General features: G+C 29.3%; 14 protein-coding genes. All 14 read left to right on the forward strand.

Annotation, left to right across the window (positions count from 1 at the left end; translation table 11 throughout):
- Positions 1 to 88: 88 nt before the first annotated feature.
- The 14 genes from OTK55_RS01985 (at position 89) to OTK55_RS02050 (ending at position 14,186) form a co-directional block, all read left to right on the forward strand.
- Positions 89 to 853: a coenzyme F420-0:L-glutamate ligase gene (locus OTK55_RS01985; RefSeq protein ID WP_274870283.1), complete on the forward strand. Its 765-nt coding sequence runs from the start codon at positions 89 to 91 to the stop codon at positions 851 to 853.
- A gap of 8 nt (positions 854 to 861) precedes the next feature.
- Positions 862 to 1,764: a 2-phospho-L-lactate transferase gene (gene cofD, locus OTK55_RS01990; RefSeq protein WP_274870284.1), complete on the forward strand. Its 903-nt coding sequence runs from the start codon at positions 862 to 864 to the stop codon at positions 1,762 to 1,764.
- 71 nt (positions 1,765 to 1,835) lie between these two features.
- Positions 1,836 to 2,597 (forward strand): GTP cyclohydrolase III, encoded by a 762-nt coding sequence (locus OTK55_RS01995; protein ID WP_274870285.1) that lies wholly within the window; start codon positions 1,836 to 1,838, stop codon positions 2,595 to 2,597.
- Between the two features lie 121 nt (positions 2,598 to 2,718).
- Positions 2,719 to 3,450 carry a tRNA-dihydrouridine synthase gene (locus OTK55_RS02000; RefSeq protein ID WP_274870287.1) on the forward strand — a complete coding sequence of 244 codons (732 nt, stop codon included), beginning with the start codon at positions 2,719 to 2,721 and terminating at the stop codon, positions 3,448 to 3,450.
- Between the two features lie 200 nt (positions 3,451 to 3,650).
- Positions 3,651 to 4,664, forward strand: coding sequence for a TMEM175 family protein (locus OTK55_RS02005; protein WP_274870288.1), 1,014 nt, complete (start codon positions 3,651 to 3,653; stop codon positions 4,662 to 4,664).
- Between the two features lie 327 nt (positions 4,665 to 4,991).
- The gene (locus OTK55_RS02010; protein WP_274870289.1) at positions 4,992 to 5,684 is read left to right on the forward strand and encodes a DUF169 domain-containing protein; all 693 of its coding nucleotides are present in this window, start codon (positions 4,992 to 4,994) and stop codon (positions 5,682 to 5,684) included.
- A gap of 45 nt (positions 5,685 to 5,729) precedes the next feature.
- Positions 5,730 to 6,242 (forward strand): TetR/AcrR family transcriptional regulator, encoded by a 513-nt coding sequence (locus OTK55_RS02015; protein ID WP_274870290.1) that lies wholly within the window; start codon positions 5,730 to 5,732, stop codon positions 6,240 to 6,242.
- 150 nt (positions 6,243 to 6,392) lie between these two features.
- Positions 6,393 to 6,875 carry a methanogenesis marker 9 domain-containing protein gene (locus OTK55_RS02020; RefSeq protein ID WP_274870291.1) on the forward strand — a complete coding sequence of 161 codons (483 nt, stop codon included), beginning with the start codon at positions 6,393 to 6,395 and terminating at the stop codon, positions 6,873 to 6,875.
- A 68-nt stretch (positions 6,876 to 6,943) separates the two neighbouring features.
- On the forward strand, positions 6,944 to 7,573 hold the full coding sequence (locus tag OTK55_RS02025; protein WP_274870292.1) for a precorrin-2 dehydrogenase/sirohydrochlorin ferrochelatase family protein: 630 nt from the start codon (positions 6,944 to 6,946) through the stop codon (positions 7,571 to 7,573).
- Positions 7,574 to 7,726: 153 nt separating this feature from the next.
- A complete protein-coding gene (gene hemA, locus OTK55_RS02030; RefSeq protein ID WP_274870293.1) occupies positions 7,727 to 8,920 on the forward strand; it encodes a glutamyl-tRNA reductase in 1,194 nt (397 codons plus the stop codon).
- Positions 8,921 to 9,100: 180 nt separating this feature from the next.
- Positions 9,101 to 9,559, forward strand: coding sequence for a universal stress protein (locus OTK55_RS02035; RefSeq protein WP_274870294.1), 459 nt, complete (start codon positions 9,101 to 9,103; stop codon positions 9,557 to 9,559).
- Between the two features lie 311 nt (positions 9,560 to 9,870).
- On the forward strand, positions 9,871 to 11,187 hold the full coding sequence (gene gatD / locus OTK55_RS02040; protein ID WP_274870295.1) for a Glu-tRNA(Gln) amidotransferase subunit GatD: 1,317 nt from the start codon (positions 9,871 to 9,873) through the stop codon (positions 11,185 to 11,187).
- A gap of 16 nt (positions 11,188 to 11,203) precedes the next feature.
- Positions 11,204 to 13,102: a Glu-tRNA(Gln) amidotransferase subunit GatE gene (gene gatE, locus OTK55_RS02045; protein WP_274870296.1), complete on the forward strand. Its 1,899-nt coding sequence runs from the start codon at positions 11,204 to 11,206 to the stop codon at positions 13,100 to 13,102.
- Positions 13,103 to 13,283: 181 nt separating this feature from the next.
- Positions 13,284 to 14,186 (forward strand): NAD(P)/FAD-dependent oxidoreductase, encoded by a 903-nt coding sequence (locus tag OTK55_RS02050; protein WP_274870297.1) that lies wholly within the window; start codon positions 13,284 to 13,286, stop codon positions 14,184 to 14,186.
- Position 14,187 lies beyond the last annotated feature (1 nt).

Genomic DNA, 14,187 nt, shown 5'->3' on the forward strand with positions numbered 1-14,187 from the left:
TTAAAACTTATTACATTAAACAAATAAAGAATATATTAAATATACTTGTTCTAGTTGCGGTACATATTCTAGATAAAAGATGATTATTATGAAATTAGAGATTAAGGGAATAGAGGATTTTCCATTAATAAAAGAAAATGATAATTTACCTGAAATAATATTTGAAACTATACAAAAAAACAATATTAAACTAGAAGATGATGATATTCTAGTTCTTGCAGAAACAGTTGTTTCTAAAGCTGAGGGAAATTATGTTAAAATAGATGATGTTGAACCATCAAAACAAGCCTATGCAATGGCTATTGAAAGTGAAAAAGATCCTAAACAATGTCAAATAATATTAGACCATACAAAAGATATTATTAGATGTCAAACGGGATTAATAATTACTGAAACAGAACATGGATTTATCTGTGCTAATTCAGGAATAGATAATAGTAACTGTGAGGAAGGCTACGTTACACCACTCCCTGTTAATCCAGACAAAAGTGCTCAGGAAATAAAGAAATATCTTGATGATAAATTTAATGCAAATATAGGAGTTATTATATCTGATACTCAGGGACGAGCATGGCGTGTAGGAGCCATAGGTGTAGCTATTGGTATTAGTGGATTCCATCCTATCACTGATTTTAGAGGTTCTATAGATTTATATGGACAAGAATTAATGAGTACTATTGAAGGTACTGCTGATGAACTTGCAGGTGCAGCTTCTCTTCTTATGGGTCAATCAAATAGTGGTATTTGCTTAGTACTTATTAGAGGATATGATTTATCACAAGTTAGATGTGACATTGAAGAATCATCTATTAATGAAATTTTAAGAGATAAAGAAACAGATGCATTTAGGTAGGTGTACTCATGATTACTGTTCTTTCAGGTGGTACTGGAACACCTAAATTATTACAAGGAATTAAAGAAATTGTTAAACCAGAAGATTTGACTGTTATAGTTAATACGCTGGAAAATAATTATTTTAGTGGAGTGTATGTTTCAGCAGATATAGATACGGTTATGTATACATTATGTAATCTTATAAATGATGAATTATGGTATGGTCGTAAAGATGATACATTCTATACACATGATACACTTGAAAAATTAGGATATCATGAAAAACTTCGCATAGGTGATAAAGACCGTGCCTTAAAAATACAGAAAACAGAATTAATTAAAAAATACACGCTACAAGAAGCTGTTCAAATACAGAAAAATGCTCTTGGAATAAAATCCAACATATTACCTATGAGTAATGAACAACCAACAGTAAAAATTGATACAAATGAGGGATTAATGAGTTTTCATGATTTTCTCATAACACACCAATCCAAACCAGAAGTTAAAGATGTTATTTATAAGGAAGTAGAACCAGCTAATGGAGTTATTGAAGCAATAGAAGAAAGTGACCATGTGATAATAGGTCCTTCTAATCCTATTACATCAATTAATCCTATTCTAATAATGCCTGGAGTAAAATCTGCACTGAAAAAAACATATGTTACAAGTGTATCTCCAATTATAGGTGATAGCGCTGTTAGTGGCCCTGCTAGTAAATTCATGAAAGCTAAAGGATATGACGTTGATTGCATGGGCGTATGCTCTATCTATAAAGATTTTTTAAATCATTACATAATAAATACTACAGACTACAAATATAAAAATATTATAGAGAAAATGATTTCTAAGGTATCTGTAGAGAATATTATATTAAAAAATATGGAAGATAAAATACAGTTAGCAGAAAAGATACTTAGAATAGATTAAACATATGTACTTACTTTATACAACTAATAGAGATTAAGCTAATTATTTTTATAAATATTTAAAGTGATTGAATGATACAAATTACGTTAATACAAATAGATAATTATGGGCCTTGGACTGTTACACCAGGACCACGAGCCGAACCAGATTTACAAACATTACAATCAAGATTATATGGGGATTTAGAAAGAGAATTTGGTGCTCATGGTGGAATCGTATTTTTCAACAGATTTGATAATTTAATTGCAGTTAGTAATGGCATGGATTATGATGATCATTTACTAATCCAGCAATCAATACGTAACCGATACCCTATCACTATCAGTATGGGAGTTGGAACTGCCGAAACAGCTATTGAAGCTCAGAAAATTGCTACAAAAATGATACAGAATGGTGGTGGAGCTCAATCAGCAGAACGCTGTGAAATACTGAACATTGATTCATTAGCAGAGGATGAGGATAGCTTTGTTCAGATTGCTCACATTGACATTAATGATATTACAACCAATTTAACAGATAAGAAAACTGCATATGATACATCAATTAAGGTATATGACGTTCTATTAACCTTGATGAAAGAATTATCTGAAATTGGTGCAATGTGCTTCTTTATTGGTGGAGATAATTACATGGCTCCATCCAATAATATTTCCAAAGACCAATTACGTGATGCTCTAAAAAGAGTAGATGAAAAAACAGGAATTAGATTAAAGGCTGGTGTAGGTATTGCTAAGAAAGCTGGAAGAGCTGCAGATCTTGCAGATATTGGCCTTGAAGACATTCGTGCAGGTCTCACAGATGACTCTGTACTAATATTTAACGATTTAGATTAAATCAAATAAATTTAAATTCTACTCCCCTTTTTATTAATAACGCCTTTATAAAAACTCTTTTTTTTAAATAATATGAAGTACCATATAATATTAAATAAAACAAGATAAAAGGTGTATTTTTATGAATGTAATATCTGCCATGGCTGGAATTACCGATGGAGAATTCTGTAAAAAATTCACAAAACAAAATGTAGACATGATTACACTTGGTGGTTATAACTCTGATATTGAATCATTTAAAGCAGGACTTGAAAACTCAGTTAATGATAGACGTGAATTTCTAACTTGTCCTCATCATTTATCTGTTGAAATATCAGAACAAGTGGAATTAATAAAAGAGTATAATCCTTCATGGAAAGGACTTGTTAATGTTAATTTAAGAGGAACAGAACCTACATCCTTCAAATTACTACAGGATAATAAAGATATTGATGTATTAGAAGTTAATGCTCATTGCAGACAAGAAGCTACTGAGAAAGCAGGTGCAGGTCAGGGATTACTTAAAAACCCTGAGAAGTTATCTAAAGTATTAGAAGAAGTATCCTCACATAAAAACTATGATATTAGTGTTAAGATAAGAGCTAATGTAGAAAATGTGAATACTCTTAAAATTGTAGAATTAATTGAATCATATAATGTAAAATACTTACATGTTGATGCTACTAATCCAGGTATTATGGAAGCTGATTACGATATAATTAATAAAATCAGTAATATCACTAACATGCATTTAATAGGAAATAATAGTGTGACAACACGAGAAGATTATGAAAAAATGCTGGATAGTGGTGCAGATAGTGTTTCTGTTGCACGAGCAGCAATGGATGGAGACGTTACTAATATATTTAAATAAATTGAAATAACGTGATTAACTTAAAAAATGTGAAATAATTGAACTAAAATTACTATACTTTTCATTAAATATAGTAATTTCTTCTTCTAATTTTAAATAAAATACTAATTTTTTAAATTTATACTAAAAAAGTTATAGCTTATTTTACGAAAATTTTAAAAAGTTTTAAGATAAAACAGATTAATATGACTGATGAAACATTGAAATTTTTACATGATATTAAGAAAAATCGTCTTTCAGTTGATTCATTAGAGTCTATTGTAGATGATATATTTGCTGTAGCAATGACTATTCTTGCATTTACAATTGTTGTGCCAGGTTTAAGACAGGTAAATACTATGGGACTCTCTAATTATCTTAATCAATTTGGATCACAACTATCCTTATTAATTATATGCTTTATAATTTTAGGAAACAACTGGGTTACTGAGAGAGAACTCTTAAGTTCTGTTGAAAAAATTGATAGAACATTAATAGATATTACACTAATTCTGTTAATAGGCGTGATGTCCTATCCTATATTTATGAATTTAGTAAATACACTTGGAAACGAATATCCCATATTTATAGAATATTATCACTTAAACAAGTTATTTGTAGCTATACTATTCGTAATACAATGGAGACATATATCTTCTAATCAATTACCTTTAAAAAAATCATGGAATATACGTAGCATTAAACATAATATCAAATTAATTGATAATAGCTGGGCTATCAAGACACTTGCATTTAAGATATTTTATTACCCCATAGTTGTTGTAATAGCCTTAATCGTGTCTTATTGGTATCCTGGACCTAGTCGATACGTATATGTATTGCTTTTATTAAAGCCTGTGTTGACTAACTATAATGAAAAATATTATTTCGAAAAAATAAAAGAAAAAATAAATAACGACAATGTAATCCTGTCTAATATTTCGGATTCTGTGAATAACATGTCCATTGAAGATAAAAATTGTTTAGATGAGATATCTAAAAATTTCAATGATTTAGACCTTTCTGAACTCAGGGATTTAGATTTTAATGAACTAGAAGAAAACAGGAAGCAGTTACTTGATATTGTTGTAAACCAGCACCATGAGATTCTGGAAAATATAGCCCCTTTTGAAGCATTGAAAAAAGAAAATAAGGATTTTGATAGTGATGATAAAATAGAGTATTATGTCAAATATAGGGCTATACTGGACTATTATAAAAAGAAGAATAATTAACTTAATATTTAATAATCATCAAGCTAAACAATCTCAATAAATTTAAAATTTAAAGTCTTTATTTTAAAGGATAAATTTCTTTTATTATTTTTTTTTATTTTTTACAATTATCATTAATCGTAGACTATTCTTAGTTTCTTATTTTTAATATAACTTGTTTTTAATTGCTTATTTTAATTAATTTTTTTTATTTTAAATAAAGCTAAAGCAACATATGTTGCTTTTTATAGATATGTTTATATACATCCTAATCACATAAAGTTAATTGCAACATATGTTGCATTCAATATAATAATAAATTTACTTAAAAAAATAAAATGTGATATTATGATTAATATAGAAAAACTCCCAGAATATTCTCAAAATATAAAAGAAAAATTAAATTTAGAAACAAGTCCTGTAGCAGTTAAACTATTCCAAAAAGAAGAAAATGCTAAAAAAGTACTTGAAAAAACAGAAGAAAAAACTATGCATTGTAAATCAATAATAGAAGCAGGACATGGAAAATCATTTTATGGAACAAAAAATGAAATAGGCTGTAAGTTTGGAGCAATGGATTTAGGATTAACACCAATGAGCGAAGAATTAATAACTGGAAATAATTTTAATAACATGAATGTAACTGCATCAGTAAGCAGTGGAAAACATCTGATAGACCAGGTTCCACAGATGCCTACTAAAATAGAGGCAATAGGTTATGCACCTTTAGAAGATGCAAAGTATCTGCCTGATGTAATAATAATAGTTGGTCAACCAAGACAAATATTTGATTTAATAAGAGCAAATACCTATCTTTTAGGTGATATGATACATTCTGACTTCGGCGGAACACAATCATTTTGCGGAGATATCTCTGTGAAAACATATCTTACTAAAAAACCAAACATATCTTTTGGCTGTATGGGTTCCCACATGGCTGCTGGATTTAAACCTGATAATGTTGTTATAGGTTTTCCAATAGAAATAATAGATACTATTGTTGAATCACTAAATATAGTAACACAGCCACCCAAAAGATAATATCATAACTAAAACTAAATATCTAAATTAAAAAGATAGATTAGTATGAACACAAAAAAACAAATTGCAGATAGTCTGATAAATCTTATGAAAAATAATGATTTTGAAAATATAACAGTAAAAGAAATAACAGAAAAAGCAGGAGTAAACCGTTCTACATATTACCGAAATTTCAAATCAAAAGAAGATATTCTTAAATACAAATTAGAAATAATAATGGAAGAATATCTAGCTTCTTTTGAAAATCTAGAAGAAAAAACTAAGAAAAATTACATATACACTATATTAAGCACATATTCTAAACATAAAAACGTTTTTTTAACAATTCACCAAGCTAAACAAACATATCTAATTCAACAAGTATATATGGAATATTTTCAAAATAAAATAAAAAATCCTTCAACATATGAATTATATAAAATATATTACCATATGGGCGGCATTTACAGTTTTACAATATGTTGGATTGAACATGGTATGGACGACAATCTTGAAGAGCTAGCAACAATAGGTGCAAATATAACAGAAAATTTTGATCCTGTACTCGTAAATATATAAAAATTATAATTAATTCTCATATTAAAAAAAATAAGACCTAAATAATAAAAAAATTATTATTAATAAACATTATAAATTAATATATAAAAAAGTATCAATATAGAAAAAAAATATTATTATATTAAATAGTTACTTTAAGGAGTGATTTGAATGGGATGGGATGATGCACCAGCTCATGTATGTAGAGGGGGAGATGTTAGAGGATTAGCATTTTGTTGTCCACCAGTAAAACCATGTCCGGTACATGCAAAATTAGCTGAAGTAGGAATAAGCCCACAGGAATTCGTAAATATTAAAGAAGAATTCGGTAAAAAAACAGAGCTAGGTAAAGGAACAGGAACTTGTTTTGGATCATTAATTTGGTGTTGTAAAGCTTCCAAACCATGTCCTTTAAGAGATTCTGTATTACAATCAATAGGCATGTCACATGACACATACATGACATTAAAAAAAGAATTAGCTGAAGAAATAGTTAAACATTCCAATGTTAACACAATCAATTATTCAGATGAAGATATTGCAACATTAGCAAGCACATTTGATATCTCATTTGAAGAAGCTAAAAAAGCATTAAATGAATCTGGAAATGACTTAAAAACAGCTATTAAAAACTTAAGAATTAAAAGTTTATAATTTATTTTAAACTTTTTTTATACTCTTTTTACTTATTTTTATAAACAATACATTAGAGGATTAATATTATGGGATTGACATCATTATTTTTAGATATGAAAGATAAGAATGTTTTAATTGTAGGCACTGGATCAGTTGGTATTAGAAGAGGTAGGAGATTTCTAGATACTGGTGCTAATGTATCTGTTGTTACTAAAGATATTAATAATGATATAAAAGAGGAATTTATAGAAAAAGGTGCTGTCTTCTATGATAACAGTCATCTTGATGAATTAATCGATAAATGTGACCTTGTTGTTGCTGCCACTAGTAATCATGAATTAAATAAAGAAATTTCTATCAAAGCAAAAGACAAGCTAGTTAATTGTGCTAGTGACATATCCCTAAGTAACGTTATTGTTCCGTCAACATTTAATATTGGTTCTGTTACTGTATCATTATATACTGGATCTAAAAGTCCTTTAATGGCTAAACAGCTACGGAAGAAAATTCAGAGTGTTATTACTGAAGAAGATATTATGAATATTGAATTACAGGAACATATTCGAACACTTCTTAAAAAGAAAATAGAACAGCCAGAGGATAGAAAAGAATATCTTACACAATTATATCATGATGAACATGTCCAGGAATTAATTAAGGAGAATAATATTGTAGAAGCTAAAGAATATGTTAATACTATTATCAAAAAATTATAATAAGTTATTACATAATTTTAATAATAAATATAAGTATTATTAAAGTAATAGATTAATAAAGAGAGTATATACGTTATAAATAATAGATAATTCTTTTTAAAAACATTATTATTAAGAGATTAAAGAATAATTGAAAAAATTGGGAGATAATCAATGTTAGTTAATATTCGTATAGATTTTAAAATAGCAGATGTAGCTACAATGGAAAAATCATATGACAAACTAGATCGCTTGATTGAAAAAGTTCATAAAAATGTGGATGTTAAAGAAGAAGTAGTTTTAAAAACTTGTAACCGATATGAAGTTTATATGATTTTAGAAAGAGATATTAATATTCCTACAACAACATTTATTGTAGAAAAAAGTGATGTTGCTGTAAATCACCTTCTTAGATTAGCATCAGGATTAGAATCAATGATTATGGGTGAAGATCAAATTCTAGGACAAATTAAAACAGCAAGAAAAAATGCAATAAAAAATAATACTATAGGACCAAAACTAGAAAAGGTTTTCACAAAAGCAATCCATGTAGGTCAATCTATCCGTAAGAATACACATATTAATGAGGGCGGTGTATCTGTAGGTAGTGGAGCTGTAGAGTTAATAGAAGAAAAATATGGTTCATTAAAAGGTAAAAACGTTCTTATTGTTGGTGCAGGTGAAATGGGAACTGTTGTATCTAAAGCATTACTTGAAAAAGATACTAATGCTATTGTTGTAGCAAATAGAACATATGATAAAGCTCAGCAATTAGCACAGGAATTAGATGGTCATGCAATAAAATTTAATGAAATGAACGATACATTAAGTAAGATAGATATTGTTATAAGTGCAACTGGCGCTCCTCACACATTAATTAATAAGGAAAGATTATCATTTTTACCACAAGAACATTTATCTAACATGATTATGCTTGACTTAGCTAACCCCCGTGATATAGATGATGATGTTATTGAATTATCAGTACAATTATATAATTTAGATGATTTAAGATATATTACAGATAAGAATAAAGAACGTCGTGTTAAAGAAGCTGAAAAGGCAGAAAAGATTATTGAAAAAGAAACTGTTCTTTTAAAAGATGCATTGAAAGAGATGGAAATTACTCCAATATTATCATCATTAAATATTGAAGCAGAGAAAATCAGAAAACAGGAACTTGAGAAAACTCTTCACATGCTTGATATAAGTAAAAAAGATTCTAAAAAACTTGATCATTTAACACGTAGTATTACAGATAAATTAATGTATAATATTATTAATAATCTTAAGAAAGCAGCTATTGCTGATGACATACAGACTATTAATGATGCTAAAAAAATTCTCATTGAATATCCGGAACAATAGAGGACTTATTATTCCTCTTAACTTTTTCTTTTTAAAATAATTGATTATATGAAATAATATTTTATATTCTACTTTTAATATTTTGTTTATTAAAAAAAACAAAAAACATATTAAACGAATTACATAATATTATTTATATCATTTTAAAAATGAGATTAAACGATATAGAAGGCAAGACAAATGTACAAAAAAATATTATTACCTACTGATGGTTCCAAAAATTCAGAAAAATCCATCGTTCATGCATTACATATTGCAGATAAAGACGATTCAGAAATAATCATACTTAATGTAGTGGACAGTGTATATTTAACAGGATTACCTGAAGAGGATTTAATAACTAAATCTGAACTTCTCTTAGAAGAAGAGAGTAAAAAAGTTACTAAACGTTTCGAAGATATTATTAAACAAATTGAAGAGGAAGAAGGTATTGATGCAACAAATATTAAAATCACACCTAAAACATTAGAAGGTAATGCTGCAGACATTATTCTAAAAGTCTCTGATAAAGAAAATGTTGATATAATTGTTATTGCAAGTAGTGGTAAACATATGCTTGACAGATTCCTTTTAGGCAGTGTAACAGAAAAAACAGTTAGACATTCAACCGTTCCCGTTTTAGTTATTCCAAATAAATAGATAACTGTCTTTCTTTTATTTAATTCTTTTTTTTTAAATTTTTTTAGTAATTATGTTTCAAATTGTTGTTTTTATTCTATATTATTAGTTATACTTAATAAGTTATAAGTTATAACTAATAAGATATAAGTTAATAGTAATAAGATATTACTTAGATTTTTAAAAGAAATAACTAAAAAATAAAAACAAAGAAAACTAAATAATTAAATAATGCTTATTAATTAAGAAACTAACTAAAAAATATAAGTTCTTATTAATTTAAGGAAATCATTCTAAATAGAATAAACTCTAATTTTTCAGGAGGAAAAAATTTGGCATATGAAGGATATCTTAAAGATTTTCTGGAACTATCAAACATTACTGTAGGAGATACAGTAAAAATAACAAAACCTAATGTTGAACATGAGGGAATGTTACTTGAAAAACCAGATTATTCAAACGAGAATACAATAATAATAAAACTAGACAGTGGATACAACATTGGTGTAGACATACAAGACGCAAAAATAGAGAAGATAAGAGAAGGATCTAAACCAAAAATAGAACTTGACCCTGTTGATAAAGAACTATCCGACGAAAAGGATAATGTATCCATACTATCCACTGGAGGAACAGTTGCAAGTGTAATTGATTATAAAACAGGAGCAGTACACCCAGCATTTACAGCAGATGATTTACTAAGAGCAACACCAGAACTTGTAGATTATGCAAATATTAATGCAAAAGCAATATTCAATATTCTAAGTGAAGACATGACAAAAGAATACTGGATAAAAACAGCTGAAGAAGTATATAATGAAATAAATAACGGAGCGGATGGAGTAATAATAGCACATGGTACAGATACTATGCATTACACTGCATCAGCACTAAGTTTCATGATAGATACACCAGTACCAATTGTTCTAACAGGAGCACAAAGAAGTTCAGACAGACCATCATCTGATGCATTCACTAATTTAATGTCCTCAGTAACTGCAGCAAAATCAGATATTGCAGAAGTGACAATATGTATGCATGGAACAGAAGATGACACATACTGTGATTTACATAGAGGTACAAGAGCAAGAAAAATGCACACATCCCGACGTGACACATTCACAAGTATCAACATGAATCCACTAGCTAAAATACAGAATAACAAACTAACAATCAACGACTCAGAAGTAAGTTACACAAAAAGAAACGAAAACAAATTAGATATAAATACCGACCTAGCAGACAATGTAGCACTAATAAAATCATATCCTGGAATGAACCCTGAAATAATAGACATATATGTAGATAAAGGATATGATGGACTTGTAATAGAAGGAACTGGTCTAGGACATTGCTCTGATGATGTAATAACTAGTATTGGACGTGCAACTGATGAAAAAATACCTGTTGTAATTACTTCACAATGTATCTTTGGACGCACAAACCTAAATGTGTACAGTAGTGGTCGTAGATTACTACATCATAAAGTTATTCCAGTAAGTGATATGTTATCAGAAACTGCTTACACCAAACTATTATGGGCAGCTGGACAGACAGATGACATGGAAGAAATAAGAAAAATAATGCAAACAAATCTTAAAGGAGAAATGGATACAACATTATCCCAGAACTACTTTATAAAAAACTAGATAGGAGTGCGAAAAATTGTCTGAAGATAAATTTGATTATGAAGAATTAGGATTAATGATGGGATTAGAAATACATCAACAATTAGATAGTCAGACAAAACTATTCTGTAGATGTCCAAACAGTCTAACTGATAAAGATCCTGAAAGAAAAATATATCGTAGATTAAGACCAACACAAAGTGAACTTGGTGAAATAGACCGAGCAGCATATGAAGAATCACAGAGAAACCTTCAATTTGTATATGAAGCATATAATCATCATACCTGTCTAGTAGAAGCTGATGAAGAACCTCCTGCAGAATTAAATCAAGAAGCTGTAGATATTTCCATTATACTTGCATCATTAATGCATATGAAAGTAGTTGATGAATTTCATACTATGAGAAAACAGGTAATTGATGGAAGTAATACTAGTGGATTCCAAAGAACAGGTATACTTGCAACAGATGGTTATGTCACTACAGAATACGGTAATGTTACAATAGAAACATTAGGTTTAGAAGAAGATGCTGCAAGGCGTATAGGCGAAGAAGAAGGCAAAATAGTATTTAGACTTGATAGACTCGGAATACCATTAGCAGAAATTACAACATCACCAGATATGCATCATCCATTACAGGTAAAAGAAGTAGCATACCAATTAGGACAAATCCTCAGAAGTACTAGAGTAAAAAGAGGACTCGGTACAATAAGACAAGATTTAAACATATCCATCAAAGATGGTGCAAGAATAGAAGTTAAAGGTGTACAGGACCTTGATTTAATGCCAACAATGGTAGAGAATGAAGTTCAAAGACAAGTAACACTTATAGAAATAAGTAAAGAACTACAAAAACGTGGAGCAGAAGTAGAAACAGAAATCTATGATGTAACCGAAGACTTCGCAAACACTGAATCTAAAATTGTTAAAGGTATCCTTGAAAAACCAGACAGTTGTGTACTAGCAATAAGACTACGCCACTTTGACGGACTAATAGGTAAAGAAATCCAACCAGGAAAAAGATTAGGAACAGAATTCTCAGAACACGGTAAAAAAATGGGAGTAACAGGTTTATTCCACACAGACGAATTACCAGCATACGGTATTACCCAAGAAGAGGTAGACCATCTGAAAGATAAATTAGAATTAGGTGATGATGACTCATTCATACTTGTTGCTGGAAAAACAGAAAAAGCAAACAATGCATTACATGAAATAATAAAAAGAGCAAAACAATCTATAGAAGGAGTACCTGAGGAAACAAGACGTGCACAGGATGATGGAAATACAGAATATCTAAGACCATTACCTACTGCTAGCAGAATGTATGTGGAAACAGATATTCCTACTGAAATAATTGAACCAGAACGTGTTAAAAAAATTGCATCAGATCTTCCGGAATTACCATATGTCAAACAAGAACGTATACAAAAAGAATATAATCTTAGTGAGGATTTAGCCGGACAATTAGTACAACATAATAATGCAGATTTATTCGAAGAAATTAAGAAAGAACTACCAGGAATGGACTCAGTTAAAATAGCATCAGATATAGCATATACTATTAAAGATTTAAAACGTGACCACTACGACATTGAAAAATTAACAAAAGATGTTCTTGTAGAAATATTTAAACTTGTGGATGAGGATATAATATCTGCTGCTGAAACAGAAGTTATCCTTAAAGATGCATGTAACGATATTAAGCCAATTGATTCCGTGAAAAACAACAATCTTGAAAAATTATCCGATGATGTTATTGAATCAGCTATTAAAGAAATCATCGAAGAAAATAAAGATATGATTGAACAAAGAAAAATGGGTGCTATGGGACCTTTAATGGGTAAAGCCATGGCTAAATTCAAAGGTAAAGCAGATGGTCAAACTGTAAGTAATATTGTGAAAAATGAAATATTAAATATTGTCAACAATTAATATTTTAAATTTCTCAAAACTATACCCTCCCATTATTTCTTTATTACTTCTTTTTTCAATGATTTCTAGAATAATATAAATTATAACTACTTTAATAAAAAATAAGAAAAATAGTATTAATTGAAAATATAAAAAATAGATTTATAGACTTATTCTAATTTAAATTAGGTGGAGTAAAATCATGTATGATATAGTTATTATCGGCGCAGGTCCTGCAGGACTTACTGCAGGTATTTATGCAGGTCGAGCTGGATTAAATACAATTATATTAGATGCTAGTAGAAGTGGTGGAACTGTCAACACAGCTCCTCTAATTGAGAATTATCCTGGAATTGATAAAATTCCTGGAGAAAAATTAATGAAATCAATGACAGAGCAAACATCACAGTATACTGAGATTAAAGAACGTACAAAAGTTAAGAGTATTGAAAAATTAGATGATGGATCTTTTAACCTTAATACAAGAAATGAAACATATAACTCTCATTATGTTATTATTGGTACAGGAACTAATCCTGTAACATTACCTGCTGAGGGTGTTGAAGAATTCACAGGCAGAGGTGTTTCTTACTGTGCCGTTTGTGATGGTACATTCTTTGTTGGTCAGGATGTTCTTGTTATTGGTGGTGGAAATTCAGCTGCTACTGAGGCATTGTATCTAAACCGTATTGGTGTAAAGTGCAGTATGGTTCATAGACGTGATAAGTTACGATGCGATGCTAAATTACAGGAAGACATTAATAATGCTGGTATTAACATTTACTGGAATTCTGAATTAAAAGCTGTGAAAGGAAAGGGAAGGGTTGAAGAAGCTATCATTTATAACAAAGTTGACGATGCGGAAATTAGTGTTAAAGTAAATGGTATCTTTATTGCTATAGGCTACCATCCAAATAATGAACTTGCCCTTGGATTAGATATATTATGTGATGATTCAGGATACATAATAACTGATGAAAACATGAAAACTAGTGTTGATGGTGTTTATGCAGCAGGAGATTTAACTGGTGGAGTAAAACAAATAGTTGTATCTGCAGCCCAGGGAGCAAAAGCAGCAACCAGAATACAAGAATTACTATTATAAA

The sequence above is a fragment of the Candidatus Methanosphaera massiliense genome (genome assembly GCF_028890305.1).
In the GTDB taxonomy this organism is placed as follows: domain Archaea; phylum Methanobacteriota; class Methanobacteria; order Methanobacteriales; family Methanobacteriaceae; genus Methanosphaera; species Methanosphaera massiliense.

Coding starts and splice junctions, on each gene's coding strand:
- OTK55_RS01985 (WP_274870283.1), top strand. CDS start 89: ATGAAATTAGAGATTAAGGGAATAGAGGATTTTCCATTAATAAAAGAA.
- cofD (WP_274870284.1), top strand. CDS start 862: ATGATTACTGTTCTTTCAGGTGGTACTGGAACACCTAAATTATTACAA.
- OTK55_RS01995 (WP_274870285.1), top strand. CDS start 1,836: ATGATACAAATTACGTTAATACAAATAGATAATTATGGGCCTTGGACT.
- OTK55_RS02000 (WP_274870287.1), top strand. CDS start 2,719: ATGAATGTAATATCTGCCATGGCTGGAATTACCGATGGAGAATTCTGT.
- OTK55_RS02010 (WP_274870289.1), top strand. CDS start 4,992: ATGATTAATATAGAAAAACTCCCAGAATATTCTCAAAATATAAAAGAA.
- OTK55_RS02015 (WP_274870290.1), top strand. CDS start 5,730: ATGAACACAAAAAAACAAATTGCAGATAGTCTGATAAATCTTATGAAA.
- OTK55_RS02020 (WP_274870291.1), top strand. CDS start 6,393: ATGGGATGGGATGATGCACCAGCTCATGTATGTAGAGGGGGAGATGTT.
- OTK55_RS02025 (WP_274870292.1), top strand. CDS start 6,944: ATGGGATTGACATCATTATTTTTAGATATGAAAGATAAGAATGTTTTA.
- hemA (WP_274870293.1), top strand. CDS start 7,727: ATGTTAGTTAATATTCGTATAGATTTTAAAATAGCAGATGTAGCTACA.
- OTK55_RS02035 (WP_274870294.1), top strand. CDS start 9,101: ATGTACAAAAAAATATTATTACCTACTGATGGTTCCAAAAATTCAGAA.
- OTK55_RS02050 (WP_274870297.1), top strand. CDS start 13,284: ATGTATGATATAGTTATTATCGGCGCAGGTCCTGCAGGACTTACTGCA.